This is a genomic window from Pseudaminobacter soli (ex Zhang et al. 2022) (assembly GCF_014595955.1).
Classification (GTDB): domain Bacteria; phylum Pseudomonadota; class Alphaproteobacteria; order Rhizobiales; family Rhizobiaceae; genus Kumtagia; species Kumtagia pseudosoli.
In genome coordinates this window covers 16,731-33,383 of record NZ_JABVCF010000001.1, presented here as the reverse complement: position 1 = coordinate 33,383, position 16,653 = coordinate 16,731, and the positions used below count along the sequence as shown (strand labels likewise).

Genomic DNA, 16,653 nt, shown 5'->3' with positions numbered 1-16,653 from the left:
GTCCTGAACCGTAGGCGCGGCATCCGAGTGTCAGCAGGGATCGACCCAGTCTGGCCGAAACCGGGGTCCAACACTTGTTTCACGCGTCCGTTGGGTTTATCTCAGGACCAAGTTTGAGCCTGTCTCGATCAGGCGTGAAAGGATTCTCCTCATGAGCGGTATCAGCGACTACATCGACAGCGAAGTGAAGAGCAATGACGTGGTGCTCTTCATGAAGGGAACGCCCGGATTTCCGCAGTGCGGCTTTTCGGGTCAGGTCGTGCAGATCCTGGACTATCTCGGCGTCGATTATAAGGGCGTCAACGTGCTCACCTCGGACGAACTCCGTCAGGGAATCAAGGAATATTCGAACTGGCCGACGATTCCGCAGCTCTATGTGAAGGGCGAGTTCGTCGGCGGCTGCGACATCGTCCGCGAGATGTTCCAGGCGAGCGAGTTGCAGGGCTTTTTCGAGGAAAAGGGCGTCAGCGCGCGCGGCGCGGCCTGACGGTCGGCCCGGCGACCGCCGGGCTCAATTCAAAATTCGGATGACAGAATGCGCCGGGCCACCGGCGCATTTCGTTTTGCCGTCGATTCTGGAGAGGCTGGATGGATCAGCAGCAGATCGCGCCAAAGAGCACCCTCGGATTCCCCATTTCCAAGTGGGAGTTCATCGCGCTCGCCGCGGCCCTGATGGCCCTCAATGCGCTTGCCATCGATATCATGCTGCCCGCCCTGCAGGAGATCGGCGCCAGCCTCGGCGTGTCGGACGAGAACCATCGGCAATACGTCATCACCGCCTATTTTGCGGGCATGGCATTTGCCCTGCTTGCCTACGGCCCCGCATCCGACCGGTTCGGCAGGCGGCCGCCGCTGCTCTTTGGCCTGCTGATCTACCTGGTGGCAGCTTTCGCCGCCGCCTTCGCGCCGAGCTTCGAGATACTGCTCGCCATGCGCTTCATACAAGGGATAGGCGCTGCTTCGACCCGCGTCATCACCGTCTCGATGGTGCGCGACCGCTTCGGCGGAAGGCAGATGGCCGAGACCATGTCGCTGATCTTCATGGTCTTCATGATCATCCCGGTCATCGCCCCCGGCATCGGCCAGATCGTAATGCTGTTCGCCGAATGGCACATGATATTCATCTGCATGGGGGTCATCGCTCTAGCCATCACGCTTTGGGCGGTGATGAGACTGCCCGAGACCCAGCATCCGGAAGACCGGCGGCCCTTCACGCTGGCCTCGATCGGCCAAGCCTTCGGCATCGTGCTGACGACGCGGGTCTCGCTCTTCTACACGCTGGCCTCGACCGTGGTCTTCGGCGCCCTCTTCGGCTTCATCAACTCGGCCCAGCAGGTCTATGTCGGGATCTATGGCCTGGGCGTCTGGTTCCCTGTGGTGTTCGCCGCGATAGCCGGGCTGATGTCGCTCTCGTCGTTCCTGAACTCGCGGCTGGTGATACGCTTCGGCATGCGCCGGCTGTCGCATACAGCGCTGGTGGGCTTCCTGACGGTGAGCCTGATCTGGTTCGTCTGGTCTCTGTTCGGCCAGGTGCCGTTCGTCGGCTTCGTGCTCCTCTTCGCCGCCGCCATGTTCCAGTTCGGCTGGATCGGCTCGAACTTCAATTCGCTGGCGATGGAGCCGCTGGGACATATCGCAGGCTCTGCTTCTTCCGTGCAGGGTTTTCTGCAGACGCTCGGCGGCGGTGTACTGGGAGCGGCGATCGGCCAGGCTTTCGACGGTACGACCACGCCGTTGGCCGCCGGTTTCCTGACAGTCGGTGCGCTCGGGCTGGTGATGGTGCTTATTGCCGAGCGTGGGAAGCTTTGGCGCGCACAACATGATCCGGTGCGGAAGGTTTAGGGCGATCTTATTGTGGGTCCTTCGAGGCTCGCCCACGATCGTTTGCGCAAATTCTCCAATAGCTAAGAGGGCTCGCGCCTCAGGATGAGGGAGGCTGGCGCTGCCCCCTCATCCGCGTGCCGGCCTGCTTCTCTCTGTAACGACGTGGAGGAGGCCGGCCGCGACGCTGGCGCCCCCTCCCGAGTTCTCCACGGCGTGAGGGTAAGGGTGAGGGCCAGCACCGACGACCTTCATCCTGAGGTGCTCGCTGGAAGGGAGCCTCTCAAGATGGAGGCGTCAATGTCTGGCGGGCGTTCCTCGAAGGACGCACCGCACTGAAGCCACCGGCTCACTCCGACCAGAGCGCGCGTTTTATCTCGTGCCAGCTTTCCTGGTCCGGCGCGGCGAGCAGACCGCCTTCCAAGGTGGAGGGCAGATAGGGCGAGCCGTCCAGCCGCGCCGTGTAGCCGCCTGCTTCCGCATGGATGAGCACGCCGGCCAGATGATCCCACGGCATCAGTTTCAGGTAGACGATGAAATGCGCGTTTCCGGTCGCCAGCAGCCGATACTCGTGCGCGGCGCAGCGGAAGTTGAACGGCGCACGGAACTTCGTGTGGTTGCGCGCCAGCATCGAGCGTGTGGGCTCGCTCGCATAGTGCCACGAGACAATGCCGCTCATCTCGGCGATCGGCGCGGCCGCAGCTACTCGGCACGGCTCGAGATCGCCGCGGGCGTCCTTCACGAAGGCTCCGGAACCTCTCGAGGCCAGCAGGAAATCGTTCCCGACAGGGTCGTGAATGATGCCGGCGACGGTTTCGCCCTTGGCGACGACCGAAAGCATGACGCCGAAAAGCGGCATCCCGGCGGCGAAGTTGAACGTCCCGTCTACGGGATCGATCACAAAGGCCAGGTCCGCGTCGGCCAGGCCTTCCAGAATGGAAGGATCGGCCGCATGCGCCTCCTCGCCCACGACGACCGCCCCCGGGAAGCGCTCCTTCAGGCGCGCGGTGATGAAGCGCTCGGCCTGCTCGTCGGCCTCGGTCACCAGATCGATCGCGGACGATTTTCGACGGATGTCGTCCGCGCCGAGACGGCGCCAGCGTGGCATGATTTCCGCCTTGGCCGCCTCCGTAAGAAGCGCGGCCAGCCAGTCGACCGAGGTGTCGTCAAAGCGCATTTGAATTCCGTTCTGTCAGATGGCGGCGAAATCGAAGATGCGGCGATCAAGCAGATGCGACGACCGCACGTTGGTCAGCGCCCGGATCATCGTGTCCTTGCGACCAGGCATGCGCCGCTCGATGTCGTCGAGCATCGCCTTCATGGCGTTGCGCTGCAGGCCTTCCTGGCTGCCGCACAAGTCGCAAGGGATGATCGGGAACTTCATCGCCTCTGCGAAGCGGGCGAGATCCGCCTCCGCACAGAAGGCGAGCGGCCGCAGCACCTTCACATCGCCGTCGTCGTTCATCAGCTTCGGCGGCATGGACGCCAGCCGCCCGGCATGGAAGAGGTTCATGAAGAAGGTTTCCAGCACGTCCTCGCGGTGGTGGCCGAGCACCAGCGACGAGCAGCCCTCCTCCCGGGCGATGCGGTAGAGATGCCCGCGCCTTAGGCGAGAGCAGAGCGAGCAATAGGTGCTGCCTTCGGCGACCTTGTCGGTCACCACCGAATAGGTGTCCTGGTATTCGATCCGGTGCGGGATCCCGTTCGTGGTCAGATAGTCGGGCAGGATGTGTTTTGGAAAGTTGGGTTGGCCCTGGTCGAGATTGCAGGCCAAGAGGTCGACCGGGAGCAGACCCCGCCACTTCAAGTCGAGCAGGATGGCGATCAGGCCGTAAGAATCTTTGCCTCCGGACAACGCCACAAGCCAGCGTTCGCCGGGCTTCACCATCGAATACGCTTCCAACGCCTCTCGGGTCTGGCGCACGAGGCGCTTGCGCAGCTTGCTGAACTCGACGGATGAGGGCACGTCGCGAAACAGCGGGTGGCAGCCTTCGATCTCCGGCAATTCTGGTGACGGGACGGCGACATTCATGAAGAGTGATCCGAGGCCTTTGTAGACCACGCTTCTCTACCCGCCGCTGCGGCTCGGAACAACACTGTTGACGCCGCCCCGTACCGGCTTGCGTGTCCGAAGTGCCAGAAGGCTTCCGCGGGCGGCGGCCATAGTTCGTAAACCGGCGTTCCCAAGATATCGCCCACAAACTGCCTGCCGCGTATCCGCCCAGGCTTGCAAAAGGCCGCCGTTGATGCGGCGGCCTTCAATGCGCAATGCGGCCGTAGCCACAGACCGGCATGCACTAGAAGCCGACGCCGGCGGAAGCACCGAAGAACGGAACGCCTACGGATACGCCTGCCCCACCGACAAAGCCGGGGTTGTAATAGCCGGGATAGCCACCCCAATAGCCGGGCCACACATAGGAGGGTCCGCCCCAGCCACGGTAGACGACGCGACGCGCATAGTACGGCCCGCCGCCATAGTAGCGGCGATGCACGACCCGACGCGCGCCGTATGGGCCGCCGCCATAGTAGCGGCGGTGGACAACGCGGCGCGTATAGTGTGGCCCGCCATAGTATGTGCGGTGGACAACGCGGCGCACACCGTATGGACCGCCGTAGTAACTGCGGTGGACTACCCGACGCGCACGGTATGGACCGCCGTAGTAGCTGCGGTGGACGACGCGACGCGCATGATACGGGCCACCAACCCGCCTATGGACGGTACGATGGTAGGCGCGCTGAGATTGCACCTGTGCAGGGATCGGAGCTCGAGTATTGGCGTCCGAAAAACCCGGCCTGATCGCCAAATCTGTTGGTGCGGCAAAAGCTGGTGCCGATAGAACCACCATCAGGCCGGCTGTCAGCGCGCTCTTGAATGACAGCGATAGGGAACGAGGTGCCATTGCAGTCTCCATCGTCCCCCGAGGGAGTAGATACTATAGCGCAGTCTTCTGGCTTTTCGTGATCAAAACAGACGTTATTTCAAATTTGTAAGGAAACATCTGCCGCCTCTGCTTCAATCGCAAGTGCTGAACTGGGCAGGCATCGACAACTGGCTGGCGACGCCAAAAACTCCCCACCCTGGGCAGAGGCAGCGCCAAAGGTCCTGTCAGCAACGAAAAGGCCGCCAGTGCGGCGGCCTTTCCTAAAACCAACAGAAATTCCGATCGATCAGCGCGAGTAGAACTCGACCACCAGGTTCGGCTCCATCTGCACCGCATAGGGAACGTCGGCCAGGGCCGGCACGCGGGAGTAGGTCGCGGTCATCTTGTTGTGGTCGACGTCGATGTAGTCCGGCACGTCGCGCTCGGCGAGTTGCACCGCTTCCAGAACCATTACGAGTTGCTTCGACTTCTCGCGCACTTCGATCACGTCGCCCGGCTTGCAGCGGTAGGAGCCGATGTTGACCCGGCGGCCGTTGACGTTGACGTGGCCGTGATTGATGAACTGGCGCGACGACCAGATGGTCGGCACGAACTTGGCGCGATAGACGATGGCGTCGAGGCGCGACTCGAGCAGGCCGATCAGGTTCTCGGAGGTGTCGCCGCGACGGCGGTTCGCTTCCTCGTAGGTCTTGCGGAACTGCTTCTCCGAAACGTCGCCGTAGTGGCCCTTCAGCTTCTGCTTGGCACGCAACTGAATGCCGAAGTCCGACAGCTTGCCCTTGCGCCGCTGGCCGTGCTGGCCCGGGCCATATTCACGCTTGTTGACCGGGGACTTCGGGCGGCCCCAGACGTTTTCGCCAAGACGGCGATCGAGTTTGTACTTTGCGGATTCGCGCTTGCTCATCGCATTCCCTTTCAACATGTTGTACCTGCGAGCTCACGCTGCAGGCGAAGGAAACGCGCCCTCCTCTGGCCTCCGTTTTCGAGACCTGACAGGGCTCTCCACGCACGCATTGCGGAAAAGCCCACGGGACACGTCAAATGAAACACCGGACCTTTCGGCCCGGCGCTGTGCGTCGCATAGAGGGATGGTTCGAAGCTGTCAAGCGTTTGCGGCTGCTTGTGTCAAACCCAGCGTCCTGGACCGCACTGTTCGATTGAGAAACCGGGCTGCGTGGGGGCTCAGTCGCGACGTCTAACATTACAGCCCACATTACAAAAAGGATCATATTGATTCTGCGCAAACGGCTACAGAACCAAGCCGTTAGAATGGTGAAGCCTCCCCAAGACCCTCATTGGACGAGGGCAGACAAAGGAGTTCAGCACCATGAAGAAGATCGTCCTCGGGCTCCTCGGCGCCACTTTTCTGGCCGGCGCCATTCCTGTCATTACCGCCGATCCGGCCTCCGCTCGCGAGGTCTGCCGCCGTGTCGTGACCAATAGGGTGGTCTGGCGCAATGGCCATCGTCACGTGACCCCGGTGAGCCGCGTCAGCTGCCATCGTGTCTATTGACGGCCGATGGCGTAGCTGCCCGCCGCCTTCCCGCGGCGGGCTCTAGCCGTTGCGACGCTGGTGATGGCTCCTCATGGCGGTACCTCACTAAGTGCGCTTAGCGATGTTAGGCAGGACAATCCCCGTCAATGCTTCGAAACGTGCTCGGGTTTCCCCTTGCGCTTTGTGGAAGCGAGTTCCTCGAGTTCCTTCTCGCTCATCGACTGGACCATCTGCTTCGAAGCGCCTTTCAGTTCGCTCTTCTTAGTCTCGCCCCGCTTGGCCGACAGAGCTGCCCCGGCGGCCTTCTGTTGTGCTTTGGATTTGGCAGGCATGATCGCTTCTCCTCTGCGTTGTGAGGGAGAAATGCACGTGCGCGCCTTGCCGTTCCGAAGCGTCAGGCGATGGCGAGCCCAAAACCCTGCATCAGCCGCGTTGCGGCGAAGTCCGCCTTGCCGGACGTGAACACGGCGAGGTCGTCTCGATCGCCCGCGCCTGCCGGCACCTGATGCAGGTCTCTCGGAGCGAGAAGAGACAGCGCGCGGCGCGCGATCGCCTCGGCCGGATCGATCCAGTCCACCGGCCATGGCGCGGTCTTGCGCATCCGGTTCACCAGGAAGGGATAGTGCGTGCAGGCGAGCACGACGATGTCAGTGCGCCGTCCGTCCTGCTCGATGAAGCATGGCGCGATCTCTGCCCGGACCGCGTCCTCGTCGACGAAGCCGCCGCGCATGTAGGTCTCGGCAAGCGACGCCAGCCTGTCGCTGCCGACCAGCCTGACATGACACTTCGCCGCCCAATTGGTGATCAGATCGCGCGTGTACTGCCGCCGGACCGTACCCGGCGTTGCCAGCACGGAAACCAGGCCGGAGCGGCTGCGCTCGGCCGCTGGCTTGATCGCCGGCACGGTGCCGACGAAGGGGTGGTCCGGGAAAGCCTGCCGAAGGGCATCGATGATCAGGGTCGATGCGGTGTTGCAGGCGATCACCGAGATCTCCGGCTCGAAGCGGCCAAGCAGCCGGTCGAACAGGGCCAGGATGTGATCCCTCAGCGCCGGCTCCTCCCACGCCCCGTAAGGGAAGGCTGCATCGTCGGCGACATAGATGAAGCGCCGATCCGGCATCAGCACCCGCGCCTCGCGCAGCACGGTCAATCCTCCGACACCGCTGTCGAAGAAGAGGATCGGACGGTCGCGGTCCTGCAGATCTGAGGCCATGTCACCCCGCCTTCTCAAGCCTGAATGCATCGGCCTTGAAGCAGAATTGTGTCTATCCGGTAAGTGACCGCTCACTCCTTGGCGAGCGTCCGGCCGCCCCTTTACTCCTTCTTCTGATCGTCGTCGGCTTCGCCATGCGCCAGCCGGTCCACCTTGGCCTTGCGCTCGGGGTAGCCGGCGCCGCGCGGCTCCTTAGGCGAGAAGAAGTCGAGCGAGGAAACAATCCCGCGGAGCACCTTGATCTCGCCCGCACTGAAGGCGGGGCGCGTGAGCACAGCGCGCAGCTTGTCCGCCATCTTGGCCCTTCGCGATGGCGGCCGGAAATAGCCGCGCGTTTCCAGTGCCGATTCGAGGTGCTCGAATAGGCCGTGCAAATCCTCCTTCGGCGCCGGCACCATTTCTGGCCCGGTGAACGGAATGTCGGTCTCGCGCTCAAGTCCTGTTTTGCGCCACTCATAAGCCATCAGCAGCACCGCCTGCGCGACATTCAGCGACGCGTAGGCCGCATCGACGGGAAAGGTGACGATCTCGTCCGCCAGGCTGATCTCGTCATTGTCCAGACCGAATTTTTCGCGGCCGAAGAGCACGCCCGTCCGGCTTCCTCCAGCCTCGTGGCTGTGCAGCATGCGGGCCGCCTCGACCGGCCCGCGGACCGGCTTGAAGCTGTCGCGCTCGCGCGCCGTCGTGGCGAAGACAAAGGTGAGGTCGGAGACTGCGGAGCGCAGATCGTCGTAGACCTTGGCACTCTCAACGACATGGGTCGCGCGGCTCGCGGCGGCGTTCGCCTTCTCGTTCGGCCAACCATCGCGCGGTGCGACGAGCCTCAGTTCCGAGAGCCCGAAATTGGCCATCGCGCGCGCCACCATGCCGATGTTCTCGCCCAACTGGGGCGCGACGAGGACGATGACCGGGCCCTCCGCCGCAGTGATTGCTGATGCTTGGCTGACTTCCATGGCTGCAGTAGGACGGTTTCGAGTTCTAGCGCCTCGTGCCACATTCGCTTGTGGAATTGAAGCTGTTCAGCAGCGGAAGCGAGCTTTTGGCTATTCCTCGTCCAATAGGCGCGATAGGTCACGACCGCCATAAAGAATGCGCAGGATGATCACCCGATCAGCCTCCACCCGAAAGGCTATGGTCGCTTGGCGCCGGTACCCCACCGTGCGCAGGCCAGGACTGATGTCGTCACGTCGAGTGCCACGCTCAGGGAACAGCGAAAATCCCTCACAAAACCCGATCAGCCGGTCGACATAAGCGCGCGCCACCGACTCTCCGGCCCGAGGCACCAGAAACTCCAGCAACTCCGCGATATCGTCCCAAGCCGCGCCGCTCAAAAGAACGGTGTGGGTCATGAACGTTTGTGCTTCGCGCCAAGGGCCTCGATGTGATGGTGCAACCGCTGCTTGGCTTCATCCAGGGTCATCAACTGCGTTGTACCCTCGTCCACGCCCGCGATTGTCTGTACGACCTCCTCACGGAGCCAGCGCTCTATCGCGGCATCTCGTTGGGCGAGCGAGCGCAGCCCGTCTCGGATAACCTCGCTCTCGCTGGCATACTCGCCAGACGCAACTTTGTCCTTCACCATCTGTGCCATGTCGCTCGGCAAGGTGATGGTCAGCGCTCGAGTGGTGCGCACGTCGTTTTCCTTCCTGCCTTTTTGTACCACAGAGTATGACAAAATCATACTCATCCAACCTATGCTGAACAGGTGAGTGCGGCGTCCCCCGGGGCGGGGCCACGGCGTTTGCGCCACTAGATACCCTTTGGTATAGGGCGGCATCTTCCGCGTACGCGCGGCACCTCCCATTCAGGCACGAGGCAGTTTCCCATGGCGAAGATCAAGGTGGCCAACCCCGTCGTCGAACTCGACGGCGACGAGATGACCCGCATCATCTGGCAGTTGATCAAGGACAAGCTGATCCACCCTTATCTCGACCTCCCGCTGCAGTATTTCGATCTCGGCATGGAGAACCGCGACGCCACCAACGACCAGGTCACCATCGACGCCGCCAACGCTATCAAGGAGGTCGGCGTCGGCGTGAAGTGCGCGACGATCACTCCCGACGAGGCGCGCGTTCAGGAATTCGGCCTCAAGAAGATGTGGAAGTCGCCTAACGGCACGATCCGCAACATCCTGGGCGGCGTGATCTTCCGCGAGCCGATCATCATGCGCAACGTGCCGCGGCTGGTGCCCGGCTGGACGCAGCCGATCATCGTCGGCCGTCACGCCTTCGGCGACCAGTACCGCGCGACCGACTTCCGGTTCCCGGGCAAGGGCAAGCTGACCATAAAGTTCGTCGGCGAGGACGGCCAGACGATCGAGCACGAGGTGTTCGATGCGCCGTCCTCCGGCGTGGCGATGGCCATGTACAATCTTGACGACTCCATCCGTGAGTTCGCCCGCGCCTCCTTCAACTACGGCCTGATGCGCGGCTATCCGGTCTATCTCTCGACCAAGAATACGATCCTCAAAGCCTATGACGGGCGCTTCAAGGACCTCTTCCAGGAAGTGTTCGACGCCGAATTCGCCGCCGCCTTCAAGGAGAAGAAGATCTGGTACGAGCATCGCCTGATCGACGACATGGTGGCCTCCAGCCTGAAGTGGTCCGGCGGCTATGTCTGGGCCTGCAAGAACTATGACGGCGACGTGCAGTCCGACACCGTCGCGCAAGGCTTTGGCTCGCTCGGCCTGATGACGTCGGTGCTGATGACGCCGGACGGCAAGACCGTCGAGGCCGAAGCCGCCCACGGCACCGTCACACGCCACTTTCGCCAGCACCAGAAGGGCGAGGAGACCTCGACCAATTCGATCGCCTCGATTTTCGCCTGGACGCGCGGACTGGCGCATCGCGCCAAGCTCGACGGCAACGAGGAACTGAAGCGCTTCGCCGAGACGTTGGAAAAGGTCTGCGTGCAGACGGTCGAAGCCGGCTTCATGACCAAGGACCTGTCGCTGCTGATCGGCCCCGACCAGCCCTGGCTGTCGACCACCGGCTTCCTCGACAAGATCGACGAGAACCTGCAGAAGGCGATGGGCTGACCCGCATGGGCCGGCCTCTTGTTTACGGTGCGGACTATAGCGTCTACGTCCGCATCGTGAGGCTGGCCCTCGAGGAAAAGCAGGTCGGCTACGAACTGGTGCCGGTTGACGTCTTCGCAAAGGACGGTCTGCCGGCCTGGTATCTCGAGCGCCAGCCGTTCGGCCGCATTCCGGCCTTCGAGCACGACGGTTTCCGGCTGTACGAGACCAGCGCCATCTGCCGCTACATCGACGAAGCCTTCCCCGGACCGGCCTTGCAGCCGTCCGAAGTGCGGAAGCGCGCGGTAATGAACCAGCTTATCGCGTTGATCGACGCCTACGCCTACCGGGCAATGGTCTGGGACATCTATGTCGAGACGGTCTCCAGACCCAAGGAAGGATTGGGGATAGACCAGTTTAAGCTGGATCGTGCACTGACGATCGCCGCCACATGTCTGGCTGAGCTCTCGCGTCTGAAGGAAGAAAGCGAGTGGCTTCTCGGCGATGCCATCACCCTGGCGGATCTCTATCTTGCCGCTGTATTCGGATATTTCCTGCGAGCGCCGGCGGCGGGGCCATTGCTGGCTAAGCATTCCAGCCTGACCTCTTGGTGGCAGCGGATGAGCGAGCGCAACTCCTACATAACGACTGAACCCACCACCTAGGCGCCCTGCCCCGATCTACTCATGCCGGTCGCCCAAGTCTCCGTGCCGCCCAGATCAGGCCGGTTCCCGCCATCGCGACTGCAGCCATCGGATAAAATCCTCCGACCCCGAAGCTGGCGTAGAGCGGGCCCGAGATAAGCGTGAATGCTGCCATCGACAGGCCGTTGGCGAAGAAGGCGATGCCCTGCGCAGTGCCGGTGCGCTCTTCGGGAACCGCCTCTCCAATCAGCTTCTGAACGCCGATGATCACGAGCGCCGTCGAAAGGCTGTGCAGCGTCTGCGTGGCCGCGAAGCCGACCACCCCTGCCCCGGACGGCCACACCAGCGGAAAGGCGATCCAGCGGACGGCAGCGGCAATGCCCGCGGCTGTCAGGCTGGTCGTAGCAGGACGGTGCGCCAGCAGCCGCGTGAACAGCATGAACATGGCGACCTCGGCGACCACTGCCCAGGCCCACAGAATGCCGATCACGGTGTCGTTCAGGCCGATCGACTTCCAGTAGATTGAGCCGAAGCTGAACAGGAAGGCATGGCTGCCGTTGATGATGCCCGCTCCGGCGACGAATAGAAGGAAGTAGGCGTTGAACAGTTTTGGGCCGGCCTTGTGCATGTCCGCAGCCGAAAGCGGCGACGCGCGGCGGGGCCTTCCCAAACGCGGTGCGAACAGCGCGGCAATCAGCGCCATTGCGAGGCCTGCGCTGAGCATCGCCGGGACGGCGTAGCTGCTGGTGAGGGATAGAACGATGCCGCCGACGAGATTGGCCGAGAGATAGGACATCGAGCCCCACATGCGCATGCGCGTGTAGTTGGACCCGAAGCGCCGCACGCCGGAAAGCGCGAGCGAGTCGGCGAGCGGCGAGTGTGGCGTCCAGAATACGACAAATCCCAGGGAAACCAGCAGAACCAGCAGGTAGGTGGGCGGAAGGAAGTAGGCTAAGGACGCGACGAGCGCTGCCGCGGTGAGCAGGATGAGAATGTTGGCGCGGTCGCGCGCCTTGTCTGCCCAAGCCGTGATCAGCGGAGTGGTTACGACCCGCAGGAAAAGCGGTGCCGAAAGGATGACCGCGATCTGCTCGGCGTCGAAGCCGTGCGCTTCAAGCCAGAGCGGAAAATAGGGGACGTGCGTCCCCATCGACACGAATACGGCCGCGAAGAGCAGCGAAATCCGCAGTTCGAAATGTCGCGGCTTGATCGACTGTTCAGGCGTGAGCGGGGGCAGTGACATGGGCGGTCCGCCGACGTTCGGGCGGCGCCGCCCGCTTGTTACGAAGCGCGCATATCACGGCGGACCCAAGTCGCCTAATCTGGCGTGCCTCTTCAGCCGTGAACCCACTATCGCATGTTGTGGAACGGCCACGCCGCGCGAATCGGAGAGCTTTGGCTCAAGCCGCTTCGGCCGCAGTTGCATCGATAACGCGCGGCCTGAACGCCGTTTTCGCGGGGATTTCGGCCATCATCTGTGGCCAATGGAGGATTTCCAGCCTGCCGTCGAAATGCTCGACGACCGCCGTACAACTCTCGACCCAGTCGCCGGTGTTCACATATGTGACGTCGCCGAACTCCTCCAACTCGGCATGATGGATGTGTCCGCAGATCACGCCATCCACCTCGCTGCGGCGCGCCTCTTCGCTCAGCACCTCGCGGAAGGCGCCGATGAAATTCACCGCCTTCTTCACCTTAACCTTCGCCCAGGAAGAGAACGACCAATACGGCAGCCCCAGCAGGTGGCGAACGCGGAACACCAACCGATTCACGGTGATGGCAGCCCCGTAGGCGTAGTCGCCGAGATAAGCGAGCCAGCGTACGTTATGGACGATGGCATCGAACTGATCGCCGTGGATGACGAGGAAGCGCCGGCCGTCGGCCGTCTCATGGATCGCGCGGTCGCAGACTTCGATTCCGCCGAAATGCGTTCCCTGGAACATGCGCAGGAACTCGTCATGGTTGCCTGCGATGTAGAGGACCCGGGACCCCTTGCGGGCCTTTCGGAGCAGCTTCTGGACGACGTCGTTGTGCGCCTGCGGCCAATGCCAGGACCGACGAAGCCGCCAACCGTCGACGATGTCTCCCACCAGATAGATCGTCTCGGCATCATGAAGGCGCAGGAAATCGATCAGGAACTCGGCCTTCGCCTGCTTCGATCCCAGGTGCACATCGGAGATGAAGAGAGTTCTGTATTTGCGGGTCGCTTCGGGCATGCAGTGTGATCCATGAACCGGATCAGGCATGCCCAGATTCATGCAACGCCCGTATGACGGTTGCCGATTGCCGTGAGCGGGTTATAGGCTGATGCGCAATCAGAGGAGATGTTGGCGGATGGATCTTGGAATACGCGGGCGCAAGGCGATCGTCTGTGCTTCCAGCAAGGGAATCGGCAAGGGCTGCGCCATGGCGCTGGCGGAAGCCGGCGTGAGCCTTGTCGTGAATGCCCGGAACCAAGACGTGCTTGCGCGAACGGCCGCCGAAATTCGCGAAAGACACGCTGTCGAGGTGCAGGAGGTCGTCGGCGATGTTGCCGATCCGGCGATCCAGAAGAAACTGCTCGCCGCCTGCCCGGAGCCGGACATCCTGGTCAACAACAATGGCGGACCGCCCTATCGGGATTTTCGCGAGCTTGACCGCGCCGCGATCATGAAAGGCCTGACCAACAACATGATCGCGCATTTCGAGCTCATCCAGGCCGTCATAGACGGCATGGCGGCCCGCAACTTCGGGCGCATCATCAACGTCACGTCGCTTTCCGTCTACGTGCCGCTTTCCGGCCTCGACCTGTCGTCGGCGGCGCGAGCAGGTCTGACCTCCTTCGTCTCAGGCATTGCGCGCACCGTCGCCGACAAGAACGTCACCATCAACAATCTTCTGCCGGGAAGCATCGACACGGATCGCCTACGCCGCGATATCGATCCGTCCGTCCCGGAGGACCCGGAAGCCGCGCGCCAGCGTAAGGAGCAGCAGGCCGCGGATATCCCCGCCAAGCGCCTCGGCACGCCCGAGGAGTTCGGACAGATCTGCGCCTTCTTCTGCTCCGTGCACGCCGGCTACATGACGGGTCAGAACATTCCGATCGACGGCGGAAAGTATGTGAGCGCGTTCTAGTCCCGATCGATAACTCAGCCAAATGCCGGCCTGAACCCAAGCAGGGAGGATCCGCAATGCCCGGAGACAACGTGACGGCTGTCCGCTCCGACCTGGAGGAGGCGGCGCTTTACTTCCACAAATATCCCAAGCCCGGAAAGCTCGAGATCCAGTCGACCAAGCCTCTGGGCAACCAGCGCGACCTCGCGCTTGCCTATTCGCCAGGCGTGGCCGCACCATGCCTGGAGATACGCGACGATCCCGACACCGCTGCGGACTACACGGGGCGCGCCAATCTTGTCGCCGTCATCTCCAATGGTACCGCCGTGCTCGGCCTCGGCAATATCGGCCCGCTCGCCTCCAAACCGGTGATGGAAGGCAAGGCGGTGCTCTTCAAGAAGTTCGCGGGCATCGACGTCTTCGACATCGAGATCGACGCCCCGGAGATCGACCGCATGGTCGATACGATCGCGGCGCTGGAACCGACCTTCGGCGGCATCAACCTGGAGGATATCAAGGCGCCGGAGTGCTTCGAGGTCGAGGAGCGTCTGAAGGCCCGGATGAGCATCCCTGTCTTCCATGACGACCAGCACGGCACCGCGATCATCGTGGCGGCGGCGGTGATCAACGCGCTCGAATTCGCGGGCAAGAATCTGCCCGATGTGAAGATCGTCACCTCAGGTGCCGGAGCGGCGGCGCTCGCCTGCCTCAACCTGCTGGTCTCGATGGGTGCTCGAATCGAGAACATCTGGGTCACCGACCGTCACGGCGTCGCCCACAAGGGCCGTGTCGAAGAGATGGACCGCTGGAAGGACCCCTACGTCAAGGATACGGAGGCCCGTACGCTGGCCGACGTTATCCCCGGCGCGGACGTGTTCCTGGGGCTTTCGGCGGCGGGCGCACTGAACCCGGAACTGCTCCAGCACATGGCGCAGAAGCCGCTGATCCTGGCGCTCGCCAACCCCACTCCGGAGATCATGCCGGACGTGGCCCGCGCTGTCCGACCCGACGCCATGATCTGCACCGGCCGGTCGGATTATCCGAACCAGGTCAACAATGTGCTCTGCTTCCCCTACATCTTCCGTGGGGCGCTGGACTGCGGTGCACGCGCCATCAACGAGGAGATGAAGATGGCGGCCGTGCGCGCCATCGCTGCGCTCGCACGTGAGGAGCCGTCCGACGTCGCCGCCCGCGCCTATACCGGGGAGACGCCAACCTTCGGTCCCGACTTCCTGATCCCCTCGCCTTTCGATCCGCGGCTCATCCTGCGCATCGCGCCGGCAGTGGCGAAGGCGGCGTGCGACAGCGGCGTCGCGAGCCGGCCGATCACCGATTTCCCGGCCTATCTCGACCGGCTGAACCGCTTCGTCTTTCGCTCGGGCCTGGTGATGAAGCCGGTGTTCTCCGCTGCGAAGACCTCCACCGCCAAGCGGGTCATCTACGCAGACGGCGAGGAGGAGCGGGTGCTGCGCGCCGCGCAGGTGGTGCTCGATGAGGACATCGCGCGGCCCATCCTCATCGGCCGGCCGCATGTCGTGGAGGTGCGCCTCAAGCGCTACGGACTGCGCATCCGGCCGGGAACCGATTTCGAACTGATCAACCCGGAGGACGACCCCCGCTACCGGAACTATGTCGACCTGCTGATCGAACTGACCGGCCGCCGCGGCGTCACCCAGGAAGCGGCGCGTACGATCGTGCGAACGGACACGACCGTGATTGCAGCGCTGGCGCTCCGCCGGGGCGATGCCGACGCCATGATCTGCGGCCTGGAGGGCCGCTTCGAACGGCACCTTCGCCATGTATCGCAGATCATCGGCGCGCGCCCGGAGGTGCGCGATCGCGACCTCTCCGCATTGTCGATGCTGATTTCCACCCGCGGCGTGGTCTTTCTCACCGATCCTTATGTCACGGTCGATCCAACAGCCGAGGAAATTGCCGAGATGGCTGTGCTCGCGGCCGAGGAGATCAGGCGGTTCGGCATCGAGCCCAAAGCTGCACTGGTCTCGCATTCCAACTTCGGCTCGCGCGACTCGCCGAGCGCGCTGAAGATGCGTCGTGCCGCCGAGATCCTGCGCGAAACCGCTCCCGAACTCGAATGCGACGGCGAAATGCATGCGGACTCCGCGCTTTCCGAAGCGCTGAGGCAGCGCATCTATCCGCATTCGCGGCTGAAGGGAGAGGCGAACCTGCTGGTCTTTCCGAACCTCGATTCGGCGAACATCGCGCTTACCATGGTCAAGCAGATGATGGACGCGCTGCATGTCGGCCCGATCCTGATGGGAACGAACCAGCCCGCGCACATCCTCACACCGTCGGTAACATCCCGCGGCATCGTCAACATGACGGCGCTGGCGGTGGTGGAGGCGGCGCAGCAGCGGACCGAGGCGTAGTAGTCACATTGGCGGCCGAGGTACCTGGGTGTAAGGCTTTGACTTGCGGCTTGAACGAGTGATCGGGCCGCGATCGGTGCCGGGGGACGGATGAGGACA

Annotated in this window: 18 protein-coding genes; 7 read left to right on the top strand and 11 right to left on the bottom strand. The window is 63.0% G+C overall.

Translation table 11 applies throughout. From position 1 onward, the window contains the following. The first annotated feature begins 151 nt into the window (after nucleotides 1-151). Together grxD and HUI96_RS00170 are read left to right on the top strand one after the other, a co-directional pair. Nucleotides 152-487, top strand: a complete 336-nt coding sequence (gene grxD, locus HUI96_RS00175) for a Grx4 family monothiol glutaredoxin (protein WP_188252617.1) — start codon at nucleotides 152-154, stop codon at nucleotides 485-487. 101 nt (nucleotides 488-588) lie between these two features. Next, nucleotides 589-1,842 carry a multidrug effflux MFS transporter gene (locus HUI96_RS00170; protein ID WP_188252616.1) on the top strand — a complete coding sequence of 418 codons (1,254 nt, stop codon included), beginning with the start codon at nucleotides 589-591 and terminating at the stop codon, nucleotides 1,840-1,842. A gap of 328 nt (nucleotides 1,843-2,170) precedes the next feature. On the opposite strand, the gene HUI96_RS00165 is transcribed toward HUI96_RS00170, so the two are convergent. The 4 genes from HUI96_RS00165 to rpsD all read right to left on the bottom strand — a co-directional run bounded on the left by HUI96_RS00165 (nucleotide 2,171) and on the right by rpsD (nucleotide 5,607). Beyond that, on the bottom strand, nucleotides 2,171-2,998 hold the full coding sequence (locus tag HUI96_RS00165) for an inositol monophosphatase family protein (protein WP_188252615.1): 828 nt from the start codon (nucleotides 2,996-2,998) through the stop codon (nucleotides 2,171-2,173). 15 nt (nucleotides 2,999-3,013) lie between these two features. Then, complete coding sequence (gene ttcA, locus HUI96_RS00160) at nucleotides 3,014-3,853, bottom strand: tRNA 2-thiocytidine(32) synthetase TtcA (protein ID WP_188252614.1); 840 nt, start codon at nucleotides 3,851-3,853, stop codon at nucleotides 3,014-3,016. A 265-nt stretch (nucleotides 3,854-4,118) separates the two neighbouring features. After that, nucleotides 4,119-4,721, bottom strand: coding sequence for a hypothetical protein (locus HUI96_RS00155; RefSeq protein WP_188252613.1), 603 nt, complete (start codon nucleotides 4,719-4,721; stop codon nucleotides 4,119-4,121). Between the two features lie 268 nt (nucleotides 4,722-4,989). After that, entirely contained in the window at nucleotides 4,990-5,607 is a 618-nt protein-coding gene (gene rpsD / locus HUI96_RS00150; protein ID WP_188252612.1) for a 30S ribosomal protein S4, read from the bottom strand. A gap of 423 nt (nucleotides 5,608-6,030) precedes the next feature. Here rpsD and HUI96_RS00145 point away from each other — a divergent pair, with 423 nt between their 5' ends. Then, entirely contained in the window at nucleotides 6,031-6,216 is a 186-nt protein-coding gene (locus HUI96_RS00145; RefSeq protein ID WP_188252611.1) for a hypothetical protein, read from the top strand. A 125-nt stretch (nucleotides 6,217-6,341) separates the two neighbouring features. Here the strand turns inward: HUI96_RS00145 and HUI96_RS00140 are convergent, their stop codons facing one another. From HUI96_RS00140 to HUI96_RS00120, 5 genes are all read right to left on the bottom strand, one after another. After that, nucleotides 6,342-6,530, bottom strand: a complete 189-nt coding sequence (locus HUI96_RS00140; RefSeq protein WP_188252610.1) for a DUF3008 family protein — start codon at nucleotides 6,528-6,530, stop codon at nucleotides 6,342-6,344. Between the two features lie 62 nt (nucleotides 6,531-6,592). Then, complete coding sequence (gene murI / locus HUI96_RS00135; RefSeq protein WP_188252609.1) at nucleotides 6,593-7,411, bottom strand: glutamate racemase; 819 nt, start codon at nucleotides 7,409-7,411, stop codon at nucleotides 6,593-6,595. A gap of 101 nt (nucleotides 7,412-7,512) precedes the next feature. Continuing rightward, the gene (locus HUI96_RS00130) at nucleotides 7,513-8,364 is read right to left on the bottom strand and encodes an RNA methyltransferase (RefSeq protein WP_188252608.1); all 852 of its coding nucleotides are present in this window, start codon (nucleotides 8,362-8,364) and stop codon (nucleotides 7,513-7,515) included. 90 nt (nucleotides 8,365-8,454) lie between these two features. Beyond that, nucleotides 8,455-8,760 carry a type II toxin-antitoxin system RelE/ParE family toxin gene (locus tag HUI96_RS00125; protein ID WP_188252607.1) on the bottom strand — a complete coding sequence of 102 codons (306 nt, stop codon included), beginning with the start codon at nucleotides 8,758-8,760 and terminating at the stop codon, nucleotides 8,455-8,457. Further along, nucleotides 8,757-9,044 (bottom strand): type II toxin-antitoxin system ParD family antitoxin, encoded by a 288-nt coding sequence (locus tag HUI96_RS00120; RefSeq protein ID WP_188253152.1) that lies wholly within the window; start codon nucleotides 9,042-9,044, stop codon nucleotides 8,757-8,759. The genes HUI96_RS00125 and HUI96_RS00120 overlap by 4 nt, the downstream gene beginning before the upstream one ends. A 192-nt stretch (nucleotides 9,045-9,236) precedes the next feature. Here HUI96_RS00120 and HUI96_RS00115 point away from each other — a divergent pair, with 192 nt between their 5' ends. Both HUI96_RS00115 and HUI96_RS00110 read left to right on the top strand, forming a co-directional pair. Continuing rightward, nucleotides 9,237-10,448, top strand: a complete 1,212-nt coding sequence (locus tag HUI96_RS00115) for an NADP-dependent isocitrate dehydrogenase (protein ID WP_188252606.1) — start codon at nucleotides 9,237-9,239, stop codon at nucleotides 10,446-10,448. Between the two features lie 5 nt (nucleotides 10,449-10,453). After that, on the top strand, nucleotides 10,454-11,092 hold the full coding sequence (locus HUI96_RS00110) for a glutathione S-transferase family protein (protein WP_188252605.1): 639 nt from the start codon (nucleotides 10,454-10,456) through the stop codon (nucleotides 11,090-11,092). Nucleotides 11,093-11,111: 19 nt separating this feature from the next. Here HUI96_RS00110 and HUI96_RS00105 read toward each other — a convergent pair whose 3' ends face one another. Together HUI96_RS00105 and HUI96_RS00100 are read right to left on the bottom strand one after the other, a co-directional pair. After that, nucleotides 11,112-12,314, bottom strand: coding sequence for an MFS transporter (locus HUI96_RS00105; RefSeq protein ID WP_188252604.1), 1,203 nt, complete (start codon nucleotides 12,312-12,314; stop codon nucleotides 11,112-11,114). Nucleotides 12,315-12,471: 157 nt separating this feature from the next. Continuing rightward, nucleotides 12,472-13,287 carry a UDP-2,3-diacylglucosamine diphosphatase gene (locus HUI96_RS00100; RefSeq protein WP_237683895.1) on the bottom strand — a complete coding sequence of 272 codons (816 nt, stop codon included), beginning with the start codon at nucleotides 13,285-13,287 and terminating at the stop codon, nucleotides 12,472-12,474. Nucleotides 13,288-13,405: 118 nt separating this feature from the next. Between HUI96_RS00100 and HUI96_RS00095 the strand changes: the two genes are divergently transcribed. Both HUI96_RS00095 and HUI96_RS00090 read left to right on the top strand, forming a co-directional pair. Further along, nucleotides 13,406-14,185 (top strand): SDR family oxidoreductase, encoded by a 780-nt coding sequence (locus HUI96_RS00095; protein WP_188252602.1) that lies wholly within the window; start codon nucleotides 13,406-13,408, stop codon nucleotides 14,183-14,185. A gap of 56 nt (nucleotides 14,186-14,241) precedes the next feature. Beyond that, the gene (locus HUI96_RS00090) at nucleotides 14,242-16,554 is read left to right on the top strand and encodes an NADP-dependent malic enzyme (RefSeq protein WP_188252601.1); all 2,313 of its coding nucleotides are present in this window, start codon (nucleotides 14,242-14,244) and stop codon (nucleotides 16,552-16,554) included. Nucleotides 16,555-16,653: the final 99 nt, after the last annotated feature.

Excerpts from the sequence above, each read along its gene's own strand:
- HUI96_RS00125 (WP_188252607.1), bottom strand. The coding sequence starts at position 8,760 with ATGACCCACACCGTTCTTTTGAGCGGCGCGGCTTGGGACGATATCGCG.
- ttcA (WP_188252614.1), bottom strand. The coding sequence starts at position 3,853 with ATGAATGTCGCCGTCCCGTCACCAGAATTGCCGGAGATCGAAGGCTGC.
- HUI96_RS00140 (WP_188252610.1), bottom strand. The coding sequence starts at position 6,530 with ATGCCTGCCAAATCCAAAGCACAACAGAAGGCCGCCGGGGCAGCTCTG.
- murI (WP_188252609.1), bottom strand. The coding sequence starts at position 7,411 with ATGGCCTCAGATCTGCAGGACCGCGACCGTCCGATCCTCTTCTTCGAC.
- HUI96_RS00100 (WP_237683895.1), bottom strand. The coding sequence starts at position 13,287 with ATGCCCGAAGCGACCCGCAAATACAGAACTCTCTTCATCTCCGATGTG.
- HUI96_RS00115 (WP_188252606.1), top strand. The coding sequence starts at position 9,237 with ATGGCGAAGATCAAGGTGGCCAACCCCGTCGTCGAACTCGACGGCGAC.
- HUI96_RS00145 (WP_188252611.1), top strand. The coding sequence starts at position 6,031 with ATGAAGAAGATCGTCCTCGGGCTCCTCGGCGCCACTTTTCTGGCCGGC.
- HUI96_RS00165 (WP_188252615.1), bottom strand. The coding sequence starts at position 2,998 with ATGCGCTTTGACGACACCTCGGTCGACTGGCTGGCCGCGCTTCTTACG.
- rpsD (WP_188252612.1), bottom strand. The coding sequence starts at position 5,607 with ATGAGCAAGCGCGAATCCGCAAAGTACAAACTCGATCGCCGTCTTGGC.
- HUI96_RS00130 (WP_188252608.1), bottom strand. The coding sequence starts at position 8,364 with ATGGAAGTCAGCCAAGCATCAGCAATCACTGCGGCGGAGGGCCCGGTC.
- HUI96_RS00155 (WP_188252613.1), bottom strand. The coding sequence starts at position 4,721 with ATGGCACCTCGTTCCCTATCGCTGTCATTCAAGAGCGCGCTGACAGCC.
- HUI96_RS00090 (WP_188252601.1), top strand. The coding sequence starts at position 14,242 with ATGCCCGGAGACAACGTGACGGCTGTCCGCTCCGACCTGGAGGAGGCG.
- HUI96_RS00110 (WP_188252605.1), top strand. The coding sequence starts at position 10,454 with ATGGGCCGGCCTCTTGTTTACGGTGCGGACTATAGCGTCTACGTCCGC.
- HUI96_RS00095 (WP_188252602.1), top strand. The coding sequence starts at position 13,406 with ATGGATCTTGGAATACGCGGGCGCAAGGCGATCGTCTGTGCTTCCAGC.
- HUI96_RS00105 (WP_188252604.1), bottom strand. The coding sequence starts at position 12,314 with ATGTCACTGCCCCCGCTCACGCCTGAACAGTCGATCAAGCCGCGACAT.
- HUI96_RS00170 (WP_188252616.1), top strand. The coding sequence starts at position 589 with ATGGATCAGCAGCAGATCGCGCCAAAGAGCACCCTCGGATTCCCCATT.
- grxD (WP_188252617.1), top strand. The coding sequence starts at position 152 with ATGAGCGGTATCAGCGACTACATCGACAGCGAAGTGAAGAGCAATGAC.